The sequence below is a fragment of the Rheinheimera sp. 4Y26 genome (genome assembly GCF_025245835.1).
In the GTDB taxonomy this organism is placed as follows: domain Bacteria; phylum Pseudomonadota; class Gammaproteobacteria; order Enterobacterales; family Alteromonadaceae; genus Pararheinheimera.
Genome location: NZ_JAOBWS010000001.1, coordinates 325,305 through 346,005, shown reverse-complemented (window position 1 = coordinate 346,005; position 20,701 = coordinate 325,305). Strand labels below are relative to the sequence as shown.

Here is a 20,701-nt window from a genome sequence, read left to right as displayed (position 1 = left end):
GATTACTCCTTAACCCCGATTTTTATTAATACTGGCGCTGTCAACACAGCTACCAGGATGCCCGTTAACACTGTCAGGCCAAAACCTGCGATCACCGGCGTCTGGCTAAACGCCAGCATGCCAAAAGCCAGCATACTGGTCAGCGCCGACAGACCAACGGCGAGCTGCACTTCTTCCGTATCGAGCCCCGATACAAAAAAGATGGCGTAATCAAAAGCCAGCGCCACCACCAGCAGCACCCCCACCAGGTGGAACAAAGTCAGCGCCTGACCCAGCAGCAGACTGACATTCAGCGCACTGAGCACAGCCACCAGCAAAAACAACGCAATAGCGGCACTCTGGCGCAAACCGTACCGCCAGCACAACAACAATAAAGCCGCAGCTACCGCCAGCATCAAGCCTTGCAGCAATAACTGCCGCACCGCAGCCACCCGGGCCGATGCATCAGCCACGGGGTCAAAATACATGGCGTTGGCACTGGCGGGCAGCTGTGTTAACTGCGCTGCATCCAACCTGGCATCACGCAATAAAATCACACTGACATAAGGCGGTGCACCAAGCCCGGCTTTTGGCTGAAACAACTGCTGCGCCAGAAAATCCGGCAGATCTGCCGTACTCAGCCATTGGCTGATCGGCGCCGGCACGGCCAAACCCAGCTCACTGAAATAACGACTGAATACCACCGACTGATAAGCCTGCTGTAACTGCTGTTGCAGTTGCTGCTGCGCCTGCTGTGACGGTAGCCAGTCGGATACCGCTTGCCAGCCCGCCAACACACCCTGTTGTTGCCAGCTTTGCAACAATGGCTTTAACAGGCTTTCGCGCTGTAATAAGGTTTGTGGATTGTCGGCCGATACCAGCAGAAATTTGTTGTCAAAGCTCTGGCCGCTATACAGCTGCACTTGTTGTTCATGTATTTTCAGTTGTGGATCGGGCTGATTAAAAGCACGCACATCATCACTGAACTGATACACCGACAGAAAAACCAGCCCGGAGCAGCCAGCGGCGCCCAGCAGCAAGCTCCAGCTCTGGCGCAGCGTCAGCCGCTGCCAGCAACGAATGATGGCAGTTGCACAGCGTCTGGCCACAGCCGACACCGGCAGCCCCCCCTGTTGCAACACAGCCGGATATAACCAACGCACCATCAGGTAAGCCACTGTCAGGCCGGTCAGCATAAACACCGCCACCTGATTCAGAATGGTCATAGGTAATAACAATAAAGCGGCATAACCCAATAAAGTGGACAACAAACTCAGACTCAACCCGGGCAACATGCGGCGGAAAAAAGCGGCGCCCTGCTGCACTGCCAATAAACCATGAAACGAATAATCAATGGCAACGCCAATCAGCGTGGTGGCAAATACAAAAGCCAGCACATGAGGCGCCGGAAATAACCAGACCACAGCAGCAAGCCCTGCCAGCGCAGCTGTGGTTAAAGTGGCAAGCGCCAGCAACAAAGGCGTGGCACTGGCAAACACCAGCCCAAGCAACAGTACAATGGCCAGTAACGACAAACCACCGTACCAGCTCATTTCTGCCTGCGCCCTTTGCGCGGCTTTCACTGCATGAAATAACACCCCACTGTGATACCAGCGCAAAGCCGGATATTGCTGTTGCAACTTCGTCAGTTGCTGCTGTAAAGCAGCATGCAGCGGCACAGCCAGCGCAGTATCAAAGGGGTCAATCGACATTTGTGCGTGTAACAACACAAAATGCTGGCCATTGCTGTTGCCGGTCAAAAAACCGCCGGCGGCCGTTAACTGCTGCCCTGGTTGCTGCAACGAAGCCAGCAGGGTTTCAATGGCCTGCTGCGACAATAACAGCGGATCCTGTGGCAATGCCGTCTCCTGAAAAGGCACCGGGCTGAACAACCTTTGCCAGCCGGCCTCAGTCAGCTGAGCGTACTGGCCATTAGCCAATTGTTGTTGTGCTGTAGGGCTTATCAGTAAACCGGCAGTGCGGCTAATATAAGCCTGCAGCTGCGCCAGCTGCTGCTCCGGCGTGATCCAGCTCAGCACGGCCGGGGCCACACCATCTGATGGCAATAACATGTTTTGTTGTAAGGCTGTCGCCACCTGGGCAAGAGTTTCGGCATCAAGGCCGGTCAGCACCAGTCGCAACTGACGGCTGGCGTTGTGGTCGGCCAGCACATCCCGTTGCCAATCCGCTGCGGCCGGAAAAGCCGCTGTGATACTGCTGCTCCAGTGCCGCTGTGGCAGCTGCCAGGCTAAATACGCCAACAGCATAAAGAGGGTACCCAGCCAGCAGCCCCATTTCAGCCAGCGACCAGGGGACAAAAACCGGCTCACTGTGTTTTGCCTGCAACTTGATTGGTGTTCGCAGCCTGTGGGGGGCTGAGCTTAATTTCACTGCGATTGCCGGAGACTTCCAGCAGCTCTATTTGCTGTAGCCGCTCTTTGCCACAAAGTGCGATATAACGGTAAAAACCGGTCAGCGGTGCTTTCAGTGGCTGTAACTGCACACAAGAATCTTCGGCGGTTTTTAACACAAAATGTTGCTGCAAAAAGGCTAAGTCCTGCTGCATCACCGCCAGCATCAGCTGGCCAATCAACTCACTGCCCGGTTGCAGTTTAAGCTCAGTGCCCAGCTGCTGCTGTACACCCTGTTTATTCAGTAACACCTGCTGCTGCACCGGTTTTTCTGTCACCCATTGCACACTATCCTGCGCCAGTTGCAGATAACCACTGCTCTGTAAGGGTCGCTTTAAACCACGGATCCATTTTTGTTGCTGAAACTCAAAACGCCCTGCCGGCAGCTGCCATAACGCCAGCTGAGCCTGAGCGGTCAATGCCTGTTGCTGGCTTGTCTGCGCCAGTACAGTGCCCATACCTGCAACCGGCAGGCTAGAGATCAATAGCGCCAGCACAAACAGCAGGGAAGGTTTTTTGTTATTCATCAGCGGTCAGCCCCAACTTTTGCAGCAATACCGCCGGCGATTCATAACACATTTGCTGGCTTTGTATATCAACCGCCACCTGAATACTGCTGGCTTTGGTTAAGGTTTGGCCGGATTCGATATCAACAATACGGTAGTTAATTTTCAGCCTGTGTTCCCACTCCACCAAAGTGGCAGTTACTTCAATTTGTTTGCCAAAACGGGCTGAACCGCGGTATTTCAGGTTTAAATCCACAATGGGCCACAAATAACCCGACTGCTGCATTTGTGGATAGTCGTAGTCAAAAGTGCGCAGCAAAGCACAACGGGCAATTTCCAGATATTTGACATAATGGCCATGCCAGACAATCTGCATGGCATCCACATCAAAAAACGGCACTTCAATAATGACACTGGCCTTTTTCATCATTTACTCCTGATACAAAGGCCATTGCTGCTGTTGAATAGCATTCACCAGCGACCTTAAACTGCCTTCCAGCGGCCTGTCTTCGGTCACCAGGCCATAATCCTGCTGTAATTGCGCCAGCATCCGCTGCAGCTCGGGCACTAAACTCTGCTCTGCCAGTTCCTGTTGCTGAATACGCAGTTGTACCCCCTGCTGCACCGCCAGCAAAGCAGCAGCCATCACTTGTTCTGTCAGCTGCAACACCCGCAAACAGTCGCGGGCGGCAATAGTGCCCATACTCACTTTGTCCTGGTTATGGCATTCGGTAGAGCGGGAAAATACACTGGCCGGCATCGTCAGTTTTAACGCTTCCGCTGTCCAGGCTGAACAACCAATCTGCACCGCTTTAAAACCATGATTGATAAAACGACGCTCCGGCGCAGCTGCACTCAGATTAGCCGGCAACCCGTTGTTGTATTTAGTGTCCATCAGCAGCGCCATTTGCCGGTCATGTAAATCGGCCAGGTTGGCAACAGCGGTTTTCATACTGTCCATCACCATGGCAATGTGGCCACCATAAAAATGCCCGCCATGCAGCACATGCTCACCTATGCCATCCACTATCGGGTTGTCGTTGGCGCTGTTTAATTCATTTTCGATGGTGTGACGAAACCAGGGTAAAGCGTCGCGCAGCACGCCGATAATATGAGGCGCACAACGAATGGAATATCTGTCCTGCAAGCGGTCGGCGTTACGCGGATGTTCGTAATGATTTAAATCGTGACGGATCCAGGCCGCGACCTGATTCTGGCCCTGATGCGGTTTGACGCTAAACAAAATGTCATCAAAATGATGGCTGTTGCCTTTGAGCGCCAGACTCATCAGCGCTGTGATGCGGCTGGACAACCGGGTCAGATATTCGGCTCTTTCATAGGCCAGACAAGCCAAAGCTGTCATCACTGCGGTGCCGTTCATCACCGCCAGCCCTTCTTTCGGCCTTAAAGTTAAAGGCGTTAAACCAAGCTCGCTCATCACATCCAAAGAACAACGGCGTTCACCACGGAACATCACCTCACGTTCGCCAATCAGGGCACCTGCCACATAAGATAACGGCGTTAAATCCCCGCTGGCGCCCACACTGCCTTCCTGTGGAATACAAGGCACTATGTCGTGGTTTAAAAAGTCTTGCAGCAGGCTTAATAAATCGCGGCTGACCCCGGAATAACCCTGACTTAGTGAGCACAAACGGGTGGCCAGTACGGCCCTGCTTTGTTCTTTGCTGAATTCATCGCCTAAACCACACCCATGAAAACGGGTTAAATGCATTGGTAATTCATACACTTGCGACAAAGGCACTTTTACAGTGACACTGTCGCCATAGCCTGTGGTTACGCCATAAATCACACCGTCTTCTTTGAGCAGCTTGTCCAGAAATGCCACACCGGCATCAATGCGCTGCCAGAAGCTGCTGTCGCCGGTTAAAGTGGCGCTGCATTGGGCGCGGGCCAGCGCCGTGATGTCGTACAAAGAAATCCGGCCCTGACCAAAACATACCTGTGCCTTATGCTGGCGCCTGGGGCCAGCCTCAGTAGTGGAGAATTCAGCCGGTGTAAAAACTGCAGAGGTCACTGACGTCACTATTGTGGATCCTTGTTATTGGCAGCAGCGGGCAGCTGCCAGAAATCATAAAAATTAAACCATTGCAGCGGGTAACGCAGCGCGTACTGCTCCAGCGCACTGGCGTATTGCCGGATATAGCCTTCCAGCGCCTGCTGCCGGTTTTTCCGGGGTAACACCACCTGATCTGCCACTTCTTCCAGCGTCAGCTGATAACGGTCCCCCTCACGCATGCAAAACATCAGGTACACCGGACACTCCAGCACACTGGCCAGCACCCAGGGCCCTATGGCAAAAGGCGCAGGCTCGCCCAAAAAGGGCGCAAATACCATTCGTTCCGGTGCAGTCACCGAAATCCGGTCACCCACAATGACAATAAATTCGTTTTGTTCAACCCACTCTTTCAGTTGCATCACCAGCACAGGGTTGATGCTGTCGACCTGAATTAAATTCACTTCCACCTGCGGGTTGGTCTGGCGCAAAGCTTTATTAAAAGCCGCAGCATGGCGGGTAAATACCAACACATGAATACGGGTATGGTATTTGCCGGCTGACATAGCACGGCACAATTCCAGGTTACCCAGATGGCTGCCCATTAAAATGCCGCCTTTGCCGCCCGCCACTAAATCGGCAAACTGTACCTGGCCTTGTTGCTGAATGTGGTCAGCGGGAATACGCCCAAGCCAGCCATCAATTTTGGCCAGCGCTTCCAGCGCAAAACTGCGAAAGTGCAGATAAGCCTGTTGATAACCCGGCGTACTTTGAAAAGGGCTCGCCGCCCCCAGCTGCTGATGGACTTTTTGCAAAAATTTTAACGACGACTGACGGGCACGGCTGTTGCTGCAGACGAAATACCAAAGCACCGGAGCAAGCACCAACAAAATCAAAAATTTACCGCCAATACGGTAGCAAAACAGCAAAAAGCGGATACCGCTGTAACTGCCGCTTTCCTGTTGTTTGGCCCAGTGTTCTTGCTGCTGCATTAACCGGATTTCCTGCATTTTCGCCATAACAACTGCGGCAGGCGCCATAACATGCCAAAAAACAATCTGCTGTGCATTTTGCTGATCAGCCAGTTATCCCGCACCACCATAAAATGCGAACGGCCACCTTCGGGGTAAATCACTTTGGTCGGTACAAACAGCAGCGGCACCTGCTGCCAATAAAGCCGCACCATCACTTCAATATCAAAGTCCATCCGCAGGCCCGGCCGTTTTTTGGCAAATAACTGCATGCAGGACGCCAGTGGATAAACCCGAAAACCACACATAGTGTCTTTCACACTAAAACTTAAGGTTTCAACCCAGACCCAGAAGTGGGTGATATAGCGGCCAATTTTGCGGCCCGTTGGAATTGAGTTGTCATAGACAGGCGCACCGCTGATCAGCGCCAGCGGCTGCTCGACAGAACGTTGCCACAACAGCGGAATATCAGCCAGATTATGCTGGCCATCGGCATCCACCTGCAGCGCATGGCTAAAACCACGCGCAAAGGCCCGGCTTAAACCAGCCATCACAGCACCACCTTTGCCGAGGTTTTCTGGCAAAGTCACCAGCTCAAGTGTAGAAAGCTCTGCTGCCAGTTTGGAAAGTTCAGCTTTGGTGCGCTCATCAGAGCCGTCATCCACCACAATAATGGGCAGCTCAAACTGCAATAAAGAACGGACAGTAGCGGCAATAGTGTCGGGGTGGTTGTAAACCGGAATCACAAAACAACGTTTCAAACCGACGTCTCCCACTTTAACCGGCCTGACGCCACTTTGTTGCCATCAAGCCAATAACAAAAAGTGCTGGTGTCGGTTTTTTGTTGTTGTAATTCCAGACTCAGCTGGCAACCCGGCTGCACCATCACCTGAAACTTCAGCACTTCCACCGCCTGCACTGCACGTGGTCCCATCAGTAACTGCTGACTAAATTGCACAGCCCAATCCAGCTGCGCCACACCTGCCAGCACAGGCGCGCCCGGAAAATGGCCCTGGAAATAATGTAAATCAGCGTCGATAGCCAGCAGCAGGGTCACGCCCTGCTCTGTTTGCTGTTGCTGCACAATAGTCGGGAACAGTTTATTCATGATAAAAACAATAACTCCAGCGCCTGGCGTGGTAATTTGCCCTGCGCATTAAATGGCAACTGAGCCGGATAACTAAAACGTCGTGGCAATAACACAGTTTCAAAACGGGCGGCCAGCTTCTGCTTTATCTGCTGATTCAGCTGCAATTTACCAAGTTGTGCCAGCAACAGCCGGCCCTGCTGATTTAACAGCACCACCAGCGCCAGCTGCGGCCTTGATGTAGCGCTGCGCCCTGGCAACACCAAAGCGACCGCCTGCTCAACATAAGGCAATTCAGCACAACAGCGTTCAACTTCGCCAAGCGCCAGGCGTTTTTCTGCCAGTTTCACAATACGGTCGGCTCTGCCATGCAAACGAAAATGCCGCGGCGACTCTAAGCTCACCAGATCGGCCGTTTGAAACCAGGTGTCATCCGGCAAATAAGGTGAGATTAACTCTAAACAGCCCTGTTCATCCTGTCGCAGCTTGATGGCCGCAAAAGCCTGCCAGGCCGGCTCAGGTTGCTCAGGCTGGTATTGGCGCCAGCCTATGCCACCGGTTTCAGTGCTGCCATAAATTTCCAGAGGTGCCAGCCCTGTCTGCTGATAAAAACGGGCGGCGTCCTGACTTGCCAGCGGGCCGCCGGAACTGAACACCGCCAGTAACTGTTGGCGCAGTGCTGGTTGTTGTTGTAATAACTCAGCCGCATCCTGATAACGGCACAAATGCGCCGGACTGCTGATCAACAGCACAGGCTGCTGATAACGGCACAGCGCCAGCCATTGCCCGACAAAATGCACTGTGCCGCGCGCCAGTGTCCAGCCACGGCTCAGCGGCCATAACAACCGGAATAACAAACCATAAATATGCTGAGGTGGCACAGTGGCGGCGACCAACGGCTTGGTTGTTGCGCCAAACTGAGCAAAGGTTTGCGACAAGACGTCAATTTCCCGCTGCAATTGCCACAGTTTTTTACTGACCAGCTTGGGTGCGCCGCTGGAGCCTGAGGTAAAAAACACCAGCTCGCCAGCAAGCGGCAACTGACAGCCGGCAGCAGAACTGACCAGACTGCCGCCAGACTGAGCAGCTTCCGCCAGCCAATCTGCAGCAAGCTGAACGTCGGTAAATACAGCGGCCTGCGCCAGCGTGTCCGGCAAACCATTAGGCGCCAGCAACACTGTTTTACCGGCTTGCAATAATGCAAATAATGACACCACAAACAGATAACTGTCTGGCTGATACAGCATCACGCGCTGTCCGGGTAATTGCAAAGCTTGTTGTGTGGCCTGCTGTAACAGCAGCAGGAAATCTCCTGCTGTGACTGTGGCCTGCCCCGGATGCAGGCCTGCTGCAACGCTGTCAGTCAGGTCGGCATCACCGGCCAGAAACAACGGCTCGGCAAACGAAGGCCAGGCAAAATGCCAGAACTCAGCCATGTTGTCTCACCCGACGGCGCACCAGATATTCAGCCCCAAACAGCAAACCCATCAGCAGATAAGACAGTGCGCCGTTGTACCACAGCCACCACTGCCAGTTGCCGTACCAGGCCAACCAGGCAGCAACACTGCCATTGCCGAAAAAAAACAGACACCAGACCTGAGTCACCTTGCGGGTGTAGCGTATGCCGGATTCGGGCAATTCACCTTCCATCAGCCGGGCAAGCCGTTCAATCACTGTTGGCGGGAAATATAACGACCAGGCAAATATCAGCAACAAACCGGCGTTGATCCACACCGGATAATACAGCAGCGCCAGCTCGGTCTGACCGGCCAGCAGTGCAAGCAGCAGCACCAGCAGAGTCAGAGCGGCAAAACCGCGTTGCTGCGGATCTTTGTGCTGCCATAACCTGGCCAATAACAACAGCAATAAAGGCACAGGGGCCAGCCATAACCAGCCATAACTGACGGAGGCATACACCCACACCGGATACAACAGTGTGCCAAGTCCAAGCAGCAATGATTTCACTTCAGATGAATCAGGCTTGAGTTAACTGATAAACTTCGTCAACCACATGGCCAACGGTGCGAACCTGTTTAAAAGCGTCAGGCTCTATTTTGCGTCCTGTCAGCTCGCGCAGCTTCACCACCAGATCCACAGCATCAATGCTGTCTAAATCCAGATCCTGATATAAATGCGCGTCCGGATGAATTTGTCCTGCATCCAGTTCAAACTCTTCAACCAGAATGTTGGTTAACAGCTTGAGTACGTCTTCTTTAGTTTTCATGTCAGTTCTCCAGTACTGCTTGCTGTTTGACATAAGCCGCCAGATTGTTAATGCTGGCAAAATGTTGTTGGGTTTGTTTTTCGTTGGCATCTATTTTGATGTTGTAACGTTTTTTAATTGCCAGACCCAGCTCCAGTGCGTCGATTGAATCCAGCCCAAGCCCGTCAACAAAAAGCGGGGCGGCATCGTCAATATCATCCACACTGATATCCTCTAATTCCAGACTGCTGATAATCAGCTGTTTAAGTTCGGTTTTCAGTTGTTCCATGAGTTGTCATTACCTGATGATAAAAAGTTTCTAATTCGCGGCTGAGCTGCCGTGCAGCCAGAGACGCCGATTCCAGTTGTAAAAATGGCTGGATATCAATTTCACGCAATACCCGGATTTTTAACGTCGGCTTTTGCGCCGGTACCTGATACCAGGCTTCATCTTTGGTTAAAGTGCTTGGTTTGCATTGAATAAAACAAGCAAAAAAATTGCAACCACTGCGCAGCGCTATATTGGCCGCGCCGCGCTGAAAATGCTGTGCCAGCCCTGGTGTGGTGCGGGTGCCTTCCGGAAAAATAATCAGCGTATTGCCACTTTTTAACGAAGCGGCGCAGTCGTGCAATAACAAATCCGGGTCGGCATTGGTCAGATAACCGGTGGACTGAATCACCCCGCGCATAAAAGGGTTGCGAAACAACTGCGCTTTCACCACACAATCTGCCTGCGGCAACATTGAAATCAGCGCCACCACATCAATCAGGCTGGGGTGATTGGCGATCAGAATTTTACCTTTACTTTGTTCCAGCTCAGCTTTGGCCGGAAAATCAAAATTAAATACCCCGAGGCCACGCATCAGGCCAATAAAAAACCTGAAACTGCGATGCACTGTATAACGGGCAACCTGACGGCGTTTATGCTGATCCGGAATTAACAAGCGTTGCACCGGAAACACCAGCAGCGACAACACCAGACCACCGAGCCCAAAAACACTAAAACAAAAACCCGTGGCCAGAATGCGGTAGAGGTGATTAAGCTTCTGCCACATGATGCCTCCGCTGCCACTGCCAGAGCGCACTTTGGGTCTGAATGGCACAGCCTGATTGCGCCGACTGCAAAAATGCCTGCAAGGCTGCCACTTCATCCTGCGCCGGCTCAGCTGCAGCAGGCAGATAATTCAGCCGCATCGCTTCACCTTCGGTTTTGGACAATAACAAAGCTGCGGCTCTGGCACTGACTGGCTGCGGGCAAAAACTCTGGTATAACTCAGGCACCGGCTGGTCGGCATAAACCACCAGCACTTCAGTCACCTGGGCATCAGACATCAGGCCAAAAGCCTCAAGCACAGCGTAATGCAAGCTACTGTCGCCGCCGGCCACTGATGAATGTGCCGCCTGATGCTGCTGAAAAATACTGTATTGACCAACAATGGCGTTATGCACCGACAAAGCAAACTGGGTGGGTGACAAGGGCTGTTGCTGCGCCACATCAAACAACAATTCTGCTGTTTTAGGCAAATCACCATGACGGGAGGCAAATACCAGCGGTGTGCCGGCATCAATCGCCTGACTAAAGGCAACATCAAAGGCAATTTTGGTCAAGGGACTTAATCTTCGCCTTTGCATGGCGGGAACCTGAGGTAAGGCTGGCCATGCCGGCTCTGCAGATGTCTGGTCGAAAGCGCCGGCGTCCGGGCCGGGTTCAGCTGGCCAGAATTGCCAGCCTTTGATAAAAAAATCCATAAAAACTACTCAACCAAAACATGTTCATGAAGCTCTTCTAAAACAACGCGGCTTCGCCGACAATAGCTGCATGCAATCGCCACATCATACCCAAATCGCAGCAAATTTGTAAACCCAAGAATACAAAGCCGAGCGCCTTATTATGCCAACAACCAAGCCAGATTCAGCCCAAGTTCATGCATTATCACTGCATTTTGTGCTGTTAAAGTCAGCACAACCTCTGCCTTTGCACTGGTTAAATCACACAGAATTACAATGGTTAAACGGCAAATCAGCCAAGCGCACTCAGAGTTTTGTCTGGTCCAGGGCTTTATTACGACAGTTATGCTGCCAGCAATTGAACGTGACTCAGCAGCAAGTGTTGATCAGCCTGCCGGCAGAGCAAAAGCCGGAACTGTGGGTGGCAGGTACAAAATATTATTGTTCTGTCAGCCACAGCAAAGATATGGTGGCTGTCGTGCTGAGCAGCATTGGTGCTGTTGGCCTGGATGTTGAGTACATTTGCCCGCAGCGGGATAAACAACCTTATGCCACTTTATATCCGGCGCTTGGCAATTATTGTGCTTCAGATGAGCAGTTTTATCTGCGCTGGACGGCGCTGGAAGCGACTCTCAAACTCAGTGGCGGTGATTTATTTGCACTGCTGGCACAACCAGAGCCTGAACTTGCCCCAGAGCTAAAGTGCTGGCAACAACTGGGCTATCAGTTTTGTGTTGCCAGCCAGCAACGTCTTATATCACTGCAGCAACAACAGCTGCTGCAGCTTCCTTAAGCTTATTCGCCGTCTGTTGGTAACAGCGTGCGCTCTAACAATTCACCCGGTGCTTTTTGCTGCCATACCGGCCAGTATTCAGCTTGTTTGCTCTTGATGTCGGTTTTGTTTTTTTCAAACCAGGCTTCAGATTTCGGGGAATTTTGCATCAGCACTGTATTGCTGATTATTTTTTGCACCTTTGGATCTGCTTTTTTAAATTCAGCATTGCCGTCGGCACGGACCGGCCAAATGGAAAAACGGGCTTTCCAGGCCCCCATTCTTGGTGTGACCACCGCATAATACCTTTTCCCTGCCACCAGATCGGCCTCCAGGAAATCCGCAGCTTCGGAAACCACCATAAAGGTATTTTTGCCCGCCGGAACTTCCACCATCAATTTGCTGGAGTTGTCGAGAATACCAATAAAAGCCGGTTCTGATTGAGTGACATCAAACATAGGTGCGCTAATTGCGGCGCCGAACAACGACGAACGCAAAAACACAACCTGCGCTTTATCAGCAGGTACCGCCGCCAGTTGTTGATTGGGAGCTTTGACCATTGAAGATGAAGCACAACCACCGAGCAGCAACATAAGGGTTAAAATAAGTCCACGAAAAATCACAGTCATTCCTTGTAGTTAGATTAATAATATTGGCTATACCGCCGCCAAAAAGGCGGTTGGAGCATAACAAAAGAAACATCTGAATAACATAATTTCCTGAATTAAAATCAGCTTGCCGCTGGTCAAAAATATGCGGCCGCCGGATAATCCAACCTGCCGTTTCGAATCAGGACCTGAAAATTAATGCGGATATACAAAGCCCTTGCCCCGGTCAAAGCCCTTTCCTTTGACCTGGACGATACGCTGTACGCCAATACGGCAGTGATTGCCAAAGCTGAAGTTGCGATGCAGCAGCAGCTGGCGCAGTTATTACCGGTATCTTTTCATAACAACACTGTTTATTGGTTTGAGCAGCGTAAAATTCTGGCAACAGAGGATGCAGAGGTACGCCACGACGTCAGCCGCTGGCGTTTATTGGCGCTGCAACGCGGTTTAACAGCTCAGGGCATGCGCCCGGCGCAGGCCACGGAAATTGCTGAACTTGCCATGTCGGCATTTTTGCAGGCGCGCACCGATATTCAGTTAGCGCCCCATGTACGGCCGTTGTTGCAGCAGCTGGCAGAACGTTTTCCTTTGGTAGCCATTACCAATGGCAATGCCGACATTGAAAAAATGGGCATTGCCGATTTATTTCAGTTTTCGCTGCGCGCCGGGCCAGATGGCCGGATGAAACCTTATCCGGATATGTTTTTAACGGCCGCTGAGCGCTTAGCGTTGCCAGCACAACATATTTTGCATATTGGTGACCATGTTAAATCTGATGTATTAGGCGCGCTGAGCGCCGGTTGTCAGGCGGCCTGGCTGAATCTGACACCTGACACAACAGCAAAGCTTAAAACATTGCCCCATGTTGAATTGCATCAATTGGACGATTTGGCCACATTTGGCTGAGACTGTTGTTTACCAGGGGATAGATGGATTCAGGCAGCAGGCGGCAAAACGCAAATAAAAACGCCGCTATTTAAGCGGCGTTTCGACGGGTGATTTAACGAGCTTCAGGCATTCTGCTCACGTCTGCGACGAACTGCTGCAGCTATCACTAAACCTGAAAAAAACATCACAGCTCCCGGCTCAGATACAGGGACTGATAGTGGTGGTTTTAATGTTGTTTTATCTTCGGCCTTTAAATTCCAGAATTTGGCTGTTTGGCTTTCAGTGTAAACACCAAGATGGCCACTGAGGAAGGTTGAATCTGTCACAGCAAATACGTTGCCGGCAAAATCCAGCTTTAACTGGTTCGCTTCACGTTTAACGTTAAAGCTGTAACTTGCGTTATCTTCCCAGAACAAATCTTTGATATTAAATAAAGTTTCTGACTTACCGTTCACTTCGCGAATCAAAAACAACCCGGTACGACCGGTAATATCGGCAAAGGATTTATCATCGTCTGTGCCCGGGCGCTGGGTTTGAGTCCAGCCTAAACGGTAGTGGTTTTTTGGATCCTGCCAGCCAAATACCAGACCAACGATGTCATTGTCATCGTACTCTCGTTTGGTCGGTGAAAAAAAACCACTGAACAGGAAATCGCCAAAAACCCGGAAGTCACTGACCAAGGCGCCGGAAGAATTACTGTGTTTTTCCGGTGCCTGACCTTTTACGCCAACCCAATTCCCCGTGGTGAGGTCATTCGATGGGCCAGCCTGGTGTGACCATTGAGCGGTATCAATCTTGATAATACCCGCGCTTGCAGTTGCTGAGATAACAGACAACAAAAGTCCTACAACATACTTCTTCATCATGACCTTCACTTGTTAGCGAATAAAGGAGAGCAAAATTTCGACAATTATCTTACAGTTTATTCCGCTTTGCAATCTTCGAAACTTTCCACGGATTCCACCTGTCAACATAAGAACGTTTATGCAGCAATTCCATCACATAGGCAAAGGTGCGAATCAACCTTAAATAGGTTCCTGTATATATCGGCATCAGTGGAATAAACATGACCGATTGATACATTGGTTTTTGGTTGAGGCTCCGTAGCATCATTGCCGAGAACAACCACTGCACCAAATTTGCACACACATAAAAGAAATAATTGAGGATGATTAAAAAAGCAATATAACCAGAGCTGAGTTGAATAATCTGGAAAAAGTAAATCACCCACTTAATGTCGAGCAGCAAATTAAAAAATAAATTGTCAGCCACTGTTATAAAGTTGCGCCAGCGAAAGGATTCAGACGGCCACAGGATGTCGCGGTGTTTGCGCAGACGAAACCTAATCATGGATTTATCCCAACGGTAGCGCTGTTTGGCTAACTTAGTGTAACTGGTTGGCACATTGGTATAACAAACACTGGCCGGTTCATGCACCACTTTAAAACCCATTTTGCGGATCTTCAGCGTAATATCACCATCTAATCCAGGACCAACGTCCCAGCCATGAATGGCCTCGAGAATATCCCGGCGAAATGCACCATAAGCGCCCGACACTATACGCAGAAGACCCAGATGGGAAGCCACGGTACGACCCACCATGATGCTTTTGCTGTACTCAATCCGCTGAATCTGGGCGGCAAAACTATCCTCATAATTCGCCACCCGCACATCACCACCCACACAGCCAACGTCGGCATCCATTAAAAAAGGCAATAAAATTGTTTCCAGCGCATCCCGCTCCATGTGTGAATCAGCGTCGATATGCACAATATAACGGCCCTTCGCAAACTGCAGGGCCGTATTGGCGGCCGATGCTTTTCCACCACGAATTTCGTTGCGGATAAAACAGTCAATCAAGCCATTACGCTCTAATTCCCGGCAAATTTCAGGCGTGGCATCATCTGAACCATCATCCACCACAATCAGCTCGTAAAAAGGGTAACTTTGCTGACGCAAGGTTTGCACCAGTTTCGGAATATACCGGCCTTCGTTTTTACCCGGCACTATCACTGAGATCAGAGGCTTTTGACTGAACAGCTGCTGCCTTGCCGCTGCGTATAATGCCGCCTTTCGCTTACGCTGCGGTAAATATTGCAGTAACACCACGCCTTCCAGCAGCACGTAGCGCACCATATCAATCATAAAAAACGGCCAAAAGTAACCCAACAGTTGCCAGCCACTCAGATTGATAAAGAATACAAAGGCTTGTTCAATCAAGAGTAAAGTCTCATTGATTTAAAAACCGCTCTAATGCATCCCGTACCTGCAATTCTGACGTCACAGCCAGCGCATGCTGTTGGATGTCCAACGAGCGGTCAAAGTTTTCGGTAAATAACTGCTCAACAGATTTTTGCAGCCTGGAAAGAGCTAATGCAGCGTTATCCTGACTGGTTTCCGGCATTAAAATCGCAAACATACTTTCGTTGTAGGCGGTGATAATATCGGTTTCACGCAATATGGTTTTAAATATCCCTGCCAGCTCAGTAAAAATTTGTTTGGCTTTGCTCCCCAGTTCCAGATGTATTTTATCCAGTCCGACAAACCGGACTATCGCCAACGCGCTTTGTGACTTGCCGTAACGGGCGATGCGGGCAGCTTCAACATTGGCAAACAACTCAAACTCGCGCAACGACAGCAGTTGCAGTTCATTTTCCAGAATATCGGTAAAATAGGTCTTCAGACCATAAAAAGCGGCATTTAAACCAACAGAAGTCAGCTTGTAACTATTAATGCGTCGCAAATCGAGAAACTTTGCTTCAGTCGTGCAGTTGCAGTTAAAACACTTCGCCACCACATTGCCTTCCTGGCTGACATGCTGACAAAGGCGGCACTTATTCACCGTCGATGGTTTGTCATAATCGACACCGATATGGCGCAGATGTTTATCACATTTTGGGCAGATTAATGCGTCGCCGCCAGCTTTAAAACGGGTTATGTCAGCGGTGAAACCACAACTAAAATGGTGCACCAACTCAACCACATCCAGGTCGTGGGAGCCACAGGCCACACAAGTTTCTTTAAAATTGAGAAAGGCGCTGTCACAGTGAATACAAAAATGTGCCCGATCAAACAAGGTCGCTGATAATAAATTCTGCTGTTCCAGAAAACCCAGCGTTTGCATCACGCCCATGTCTTGTATTGAAAACACCGGCTGTAACAGCGGATAAACATAACCGTTGTAATTTGTTGGTGTTGCCTGGGGTTCGGCAGTTGACTGACGGCTGGCTAACAACCGCAGCACTTTGACCTGTAAATGACCATCTGCGCCTCTTTCCTGCTGCGGCAGATTGTCAATCCAGCGGTTAATCATTTCCAGCTGATCCGGCACTGCAACCTGCTCAAACAGCTGGTCACCCTGCAGCACTAACACCGCATCAGCAGAATGCCATTGCCAACCGCTCTGACGCTCTGTATCAGCAACAAACACCACCGGCCTTAAATAGCAATGTGGCGAACTATGTTGCCGCAACTTCACCAGTGCCGCATAAGCTGTGCTGATGTCAGCAGCGTCAAGCAACAAACAGGATACCTGCTGCCAGTCGACCTTATCCAGGCTTTCAAATGTTGTTGTCGCTTGCAGGAGAGGTTTATTGTTTTGTGCAAACACCAATTGCAACGGCTGCTTCATCATAATGACCCTCTCACTGCTACCGGTAGTCTCTCAAACATGCGCCACAAACTGTTATCGGCGGGGTTGACCGGCACCAGCGTCATGCGTAATTGCACCTTGTCCTTCGCAAGTAAATCATTCAGATTACCGCTGATTTGACTCGCCACAGATTCAATCTGCTCAACACGGCCAAAACTTTCGGAACCATCCGGGAAGGACACCACCAGCTGTGATTGCTGAGCAAAAGAACGATACAACTTGGCATCCGCCAGAAACACCACACGCACCTGAGCTTCTGCCGGGCTGTATTTCAAAATGGGCCGGCCTTTCACCGCAAAATCCTGCGCTAATACTTTGACTTCCCTGACCTGCCCATCTTCGCCGGCATAAATGTGTTTTTCCAGACAAGCTTCATCGACAGGTTGTTGCCGTTTTGCCTCAAGCAGACGACTGTGCCGCCCGACCATAATGGCCAGCCGCTCTTGTTCCTTGTTAATATCCAGATTTAGCTTATCCAGCTCTTGCTGCTGTTTTTGCTGTTGTTGTTGCTGCTGACGGAACAAGGAAGCATTCACCTCCAGAGCCCGTTGCATACTATCTGTAGTCGCTGGCATCGCAGCTAAAGCGGCTTTTTCACGTTGTAATGCCTGAATGTCATTATTAACAAGCTGCATATCAAATGACAGCTTCTCCAGCACCGGATCGGGCTCGGCAGTGCAGCGTTTTTCTGCGGCAAAGCTCGCTAACAGCTCACCCTTTTTAAAGCTCTGGCCTTGTTTTACTGCCAGTTGCAGCATGATGCCATCCCGCTCAGCCAGCACATCACGAACCTCAACATCAACCAAGCCTTGTGCTTCAATCAGGTAATAAGGTTTTATCAACAGGTAGATAAGATAAGCAACCAGCAAAATCACCAGGCTAAAATAAATCCACTTGGTAATACTGGGTTTATATGACGTCACCGGTGTACCTTCCGGTGCCGCAGTGATCAGACTTTTGCGGTTATATAAATTCACCGGTTACTCCTGTGTATAAATATCAAGCTTGTGAACGGCAAATTGGGTGACGCCTGTCGCCTGACCTAATAACTCTATCGCCGCTTCTAATTGCAACTCGGTATTAAAATCCTGCTTTCGAAGCGCGACCACCAGCTTTTCCCGGGGTACTGAAGCCAGCACGGTTTTAATCCGGCGGCTAATCACTTCAGCGTCGCTGGTTTCATAGGCCATTAAATACACGCGGTCGACATCATTGCCGAGGGTGCGCAACACTTCAGCCGGCCAATGATGCGGCACAGACAGGGTTAAATTGATATCCGGATGCCGCTGGCGTATGGCAGTAACCAACTTAGTTAAATCCTGCAGCACCTGCTTTGGATTGGCTTTGTACTCTGCCAGGGCATGCGGTTCTATATCCAGATGAATGCCATCCCCATATCGCACTCTGGCTTCAACGGCTGCCAGCGCCTCGTTGTGGTGTTCTTGCAGCGCCCATTTTGCTTCACCTAATAACTGACTGACGCGAACCTGATGCTGAGCAGCCTCTTGCATAAATTCAAATAATTTTTTTGCGTCTACTTTTTTGCCAACGCTGACTAATGCATGCTTCAGCCCTTTGGTTTCAAATAACGCAAAGAGCTCTGCGTTAGAATAACGGTTAAATTGCTCCGACCAGATATACACAGAACGCTCACCGGGGCGAGCCCTGTGTTCAGTCTCATTCAAAGAGTTCACTTTGATAAACTTCTCGTTGTATTCCACCCGCGCGACCAGAAATATTTCATTCACTCTGCGGTACAGTTCCTGTTTGGCGTTGCCCAACTCAATGGCAGCGTCAATATAGGATTTAACACGCACATTCACAGCTGCTATATCCAGCGGCATATCAAGCGCCGTATAACTTTGTACCCGGCGCATCGCTTCCTGTGCCCGCAGCACTCTGTATTGCTGCCTGGTGGTGCGTTCCAGCTGCTCCTGCAAAGCCACATAGGCAACGCGGGTGCGGGTCATGATTTCCCACTGTTCGTGGCTAAAATCCTGCTCAAGCTGATTTAACTTTGCTTCAGATTGTGATCCTTTTTCGCCAAAAGTGATGGGCATCTGCAAGCGGGCACCGGCCACCAGGTCTTCCTGGCCACTGTTGAACACATCAAACTCTTTTCTTAAAAACAAACGAAAACGGCTGCCCTGTAAAAAAGAGTCTTCTTGTTGTGCCTGATCTTCAATCCTTAGCCGCTGCAGACGATGCGACTCCGCAAAGTCTTTATTTTGCCCGATTTGTTGCAGTATGGCGGCTAAATCAACATCAATGACCGGCGGGTTGATCAACTCCAGCTCGCTGGTCGCCAGAGTAGGATCTGCATGTAAACGGGCCAGTGTCTGGCGCGCCAGCATGATGTCCTCTTCCGGGATCATCAATTCATCCAGATAACTGGCGCCGGAAAAATAAGCTTGTTTTTCAACACCGTAAACTGCTTCCATAAACTTTAATTTGATTGAATTCAGATGCAGCTCTAAACCGGCAAAATGCCGGTTTAAATTAAAACGACGACATTGGTAGTTAATTTCGTGTTGTTTTAATTTGCCGTGCACGGCTTTGATGGCGGCCTGTCTTTTATAATCGGTGGCCTGATACTGATTATCGAGATAACCACTGTCCAGCAACTCCCAGGACAACTCCATATAGGTATTGCCTTCGTTTTCGTCCGGATTCCGTTGAATATCCTTAGAGGTATAACCGGCGCGAAACTCCAGACCAACATCACTGTTATAAGCCGCCGATTGTTGCTCTAAAGCATGAACTTCATCAGTATTGGACCATTTTGCATCACAACGGGACGATAAAATTCTGGAAACATCACTTAAGTCCATGTTGTTTTTCAGGCTGGCTTTTGTGGCTTCGTAGCTCGCCAGGCCATTTTCCCACAACATTTTTTCCACTGAATTAGCAGACCATGCGAAAGGGCTGATGACAAAGCCGGTAAGGCTGAATAATAAGAGGTAGGGTTTACAACCTGGCATATCACATCCGTCCAAAAGCGAAGAAAACCAGTGTAAACATATTCAGCAAATTATCAAACGCTTAGGCAAGGATTTACATCAAAGGAAACGCAGATTTATCCACGACTTTTTCTGATAGTGCCGTTTTGCCAGGTGAAAAGCAGACACCGCCTCTATTATGCCAAAGCGGTGACAACACCACAGTGCTGATAAAACGACAACAACAGGCTGGCCAGTTGCTTTGGCTGTTCCAAAGGCAGCATATGGCCACAATGCGGCAGCACCACTAAGCGCGCATCCGGCAAACGCTTAGCGATCTGCTCCAAAGCGGTCAAAGGCACTTTTTGATCCTCAGCGGCGCCAATAATCAGCACGGGGCACTGGATCTGATAAATCTCGTCCAGCAACGAGGGCCTGTTGCTGGTTTGTATCAGCTGATTCAGTAACACTGGATGGCCAAGCTCTTTATCCATCTGCCGAATGGATGCAGTGACTGTTGGATCATTAAGCCTGGACGGGTGCACAAATTCACTGAGCCTTTTTTGCGACATGCCCTGATATTGATGATGCTGTAACCAACTCAGCGTTTGTTGCCGTATTTTTTGCTCTGCTGCCGTTAAAGCTCCGGCGCTTGCGGCTATTAATACCAGCGATTTGATTTGACTGGCTTTTTCTGGCGTGAGTGACAATAGATGGGATAACAACAAATAACCGCCCAGCGAAAAACCAACCAGATGTTCTGCATCCGCAGTGGCAATAGCATCCATCATCAAAGCGTGGTTTTGTGCCTGCCAGATATGGGCATGCTGCATTGCAAAAGTTGTTTGCAGTTGCTGCCCGGCCGGGGTACTGAGCATAGGCAACCACAACCTTTCATCACATAAGGTGCCTGGCACCAACAGCAGTGTATTGCCGTTCATCA

At 50.3% G+C, this 20,701-nt stretch carries 22 protein-coding genes; 2 read left to right on the top strand and 20 right to left on the bottom strand.

The features are described 5' to 3' along the window. Positions 1–2: 2 nt before the first annotated feature. From N3Z11_RS01420 to N3Z11_RS01360, 13 genes are read right to left on the bottom strand one after another with little or no spacing between them, the layout of a single operon-like run. A complete protein-coding gene (locus N3Z11_RS01420) occupies positions 3–2,309 on the bottom strand; it encodes a hypothetical protein (RefSeq protein ID WP_260655358.1) in 2,307 nt (768 codons plus the stop codon). Further along, positions 2,306–2,917: an outer membrane lipoprotein carrier protein LolA gene (locus N3Z11_RS01415; RefSeq protein WP_260655357.1), complete on the bottom strand. Its 612-nt coding sequence runs from the start codon at positions 2,915–2,917 to the stop codon at positions 2,306–2,308. The genes N3Z11_RS01420 and N3Z11_RS01415 overlap by 4 nt, the downstream gene beginning before the upstream one ends. Beyond that, on the bottom strand, positions 2,910–3,323 hold the full coding sequence (locus N3Z11_RS01410; RefSeq protein ID WP_260655356.1) for an acyl-CoA thioesterase: 414 nt from the start codon (positions 3,321–3,323) through the stop codon (positions 2,910–2,912). The genes N3Z11_RS01415 and N3Z11_RS01410 overlap by 8 nt, the downstream gene beginning before the upstream one ends. Positions 3,324–3,326: 3 nt before the next feature. Next, positions 3,327–4,940, bottom strand: coding sequence for a histidine ammonia-lyase (gene hutH / locus N3Z11_RS01405; protein ID WP_260655355.1), 1,614 nt, complete (start codon positions 4,938–4,940; stop codon positions 3,327–3,329). Continuing rightward, positions 4,940–5,929 (bottom strand): acetyltransferase, encoded by a 990-nt coding sequence (locus tag N3Z11_RS01400; RefSeq protein WP_260655354.1) that lies wholly within the window; start codon positions 5,927–5,929, stop codon positions 4,940–4,942. Before N3Z11_RS01400 ends, hutH begins: the two co-directional genes overlap by 1 nt. Next, positions 5,902–6,642 (bottom strand): glycosyltransferase family 2 protein, encoded by a 741-nt coding sequence (locus tag N3Z11_RS01395; protein ID WP_260655353.1) that lies wholly within the window; start codon positions 6,640–6,642, stop codon positions 5,902–5,904. Before N3Z11_RS01395 ends, N3Z11_RS01400 begins: the two co-directional genes overlap by 28 nt. Further along, positions 6,639–6,989 (bottom strand): hypothetical protein, encoded by a 351-nt coding sequence (locus tag N3Z11_RS01390; protein WP_260655352.1) that lies wholly within the window; start codon positions 6,987–6,989, stop codon positions 6,639–6,641. Before N3Z11_RS01390 ends, N3Z11_RS01395 begins: the two co-directional genes overlap by 4 nt. Continuing rightward, positions 6,986–8,404, bottom strand: coding sequence for an AMP-binding protein (locus N3Z11_RS01385; RefSeq protein WP_260655351.1), 1,419 nt, complete (start codon positions 8,402–8,404; stop codon positions 6,986–6,988). The genes N3Z11_RS01390 and N3Z11_RS01385 overlap by 4 nt, the downstream gene beginning before the upstream one ends. Further along, positions 8,397–8,933 carry a hypothetical protein gene (locus tag N3Z11_RS01380; RefSeq protein WP_260655350.1) on the bottom strand — a complete coding sequence of 179 codons (537 nt, stop codon included), beginning with the start codon at positions 8,931–8,933 and terminating at the stop codon, positions 8,397–8,399. Before N3Z11_RS01380 ends, N3Z11_RS01385 begins: the two co-directional genes overlap by 8 nt. A 10-nt stretch (positions 8,934–8,943) precedes the next feature. Then, complete coding sequence (locus tag N3Z11_RS01375; protein WP_260655349.1) at positions 8,944–9,192, bottom strand: acyl carrier protein; 249 nt, start codon at positions 9,190–9,192, stop codon at positions 8,944–8,946. 1 nt (position 9,193) lies between these two features. Next, positions 9,194–9,460 carry a phosphopantetheine-binding protein gene (locus N3Z11_RS01370; RefSeq protein ID WP_260655348.1) on the bottom strand — a complete coding sequence of 89 codons (267 nt, stop codon included), beginning with the start codon at positions 9,458–9,460 and terminating at the stop codon, positions 9,194–9,196. After that, the gene (locus N3Z11_RS01365) at positions 9,435–10,226 is read right to left on the bottom strand and encodes a lysophospholipid acyltransferase family protein (protein ID WP_260655347.1); all 792 of its coding nucleotides are present in this window, start codon (positions 10,224–10,226) and stop codon (positions 9,435–9,437) included. Before N3Z11_RS01365 ends, N3Z11_RS01370 begins: the two co-directional genes overlap by 26 nt. Further along, a complete protein-coding gene (locus N3Z11_RS01360) occupies positions 10,210–10,920 on the bottom strand; it encodes a beta-ketoacyl synthase chain length factor (RefSeq protein WP_260655346.1) in 711 nt (236 codons plus the stop codon). The genes N3Z11_RS01365 and N3Z11_RS01360 overlap by 17 nt, the downstream gene beginning before the upstream one ends. Before the next feature lie 142 nt (positions 10,921–11,062). Here N3Z11_RS01360 and N3Z11_RS01355 point away from each other — a divergent pair, with 142 nt between their 5' ends. Next, positions 11,063–11,692 (top strand): 4'-phosphopantetheinyl transferase superfamily protein, encoded by a 630-nt coding sequence (locus N3Z11_RS01355; protein WP_260655345.1) that lies wholly within the window; start codon positions 11,063–11,065, stop codon positions 11,690–11,692. A 2-nt stretch (positions 11,693–11,694) separates the two neighbouring features. Here the strand turns inward: N3Z11_RS01355 and N3Z11_RS01350 are convergent, their stop codons facing one another. Further along, a complete protein-coding gene (locus N3Z11_RS01350) occupies positions 11,695–12,294 on the bottom strand; it encodes a hypothetical protein (protein WP_260655344.1) in 600 nt (199 codons plus the stop codon). 183 nt (positions 12,295–12,477) lie between these two features. Between N3Z11_RS01350 and N3Z11_RS01345 the strand changes: the two genes are divergently transcribed. After that, positions 12,478–13,185 carry an HAD-IA family hydrolase gene (locus N3Z11_RS01345; RefSeq protein WP_260655343.1) on the top strand — a complete coding sequence of 236 codons (708 nt, stop codon included), beginning with the start codon at positions 12,478–12,480 and terminating at the stop codon, positions 13,183–13,185. Positions 13,186–13,289: 104 nt separating this feature from the next. Here the strand turns inward: N3Z11_RS01345 and N3Z11_RS01340 are convergent, their stop codons facing one another. The 6 genes from N3Z11_RS01340 to N3Z11_RS01315 form a co-directional block, all read right to left on the bottom strand. Further along, the gene (locus N3Z11_RS01340) at positions 13,290–14,003 is read right to left on the bottom strand and encodes a hypothetical protein (RefSeq protein WP_260655342.1); all 714 of its coding nucleotides are present in this window, start codon (positions 14,001–14,003) and stop codon (positions 13,290–13,292) included. Positions 14,004–14,082: 79 nt separating this feature from the next. After that, complete coding sequence (locus N3Z11_RS01335) at positions 14,083–15,387, bottom strand: glycosyltransferase (RefSeq protein WP_260655341.1); 1,305 nt, start codon at positions 15,385–15,387, stop codon at positions 14,083–14,085. Between the two features lie 10 nt (positions 15,388–15,397). Then, positions 15,398–16,690, bottom strand: a complete 1,293-nt coding sequence (locus tag N3Z11_RS01330; RefSeq protein WP_260655340.1) for a diguanylate cyclase domain-containing protein — start codon at positions 16,688–16,690, stop codon at positions 15,398–15,400. A 107-nt stretch (positions 16,691–16,797) separates the two neighbouring features. After that, the gene (locus tag N3Z11_RS01325; RefSeq protein ID WP_260655339.1) at positions 16,798–17,796 is read right to left on the bottom strand and encodes a hypothetical protein; all 999 of its coding nucleotides are present in this window, start codon (positions 17,794–17,796) and stop codon (positions 16,798–16,800) included. Between the two features lie 3 nt (positions 17,797–17,799). Then, entirely contained in the window at positions 17,800–19,719 is a 1,920-nt protein-coding gene (locus N3Z11_RS01320) for a hypothetical protein (RefSeq protein WP_260655338.1), read from the bottom strand. 236 nt (positions 19,720–19,955) lie between these two features. Then, a complete protein-coding gene (locus N3Z11_RS01315; RefSeq protein WP_260655337.1) occupies positions 19,956–20,699 on the bottom strand; it encodes an alpha/beta fold hydrolase in 744 nt (247 codons plus the stop codon). Positions 20,700–20,701: the final 2 nt, after the last annotated feature.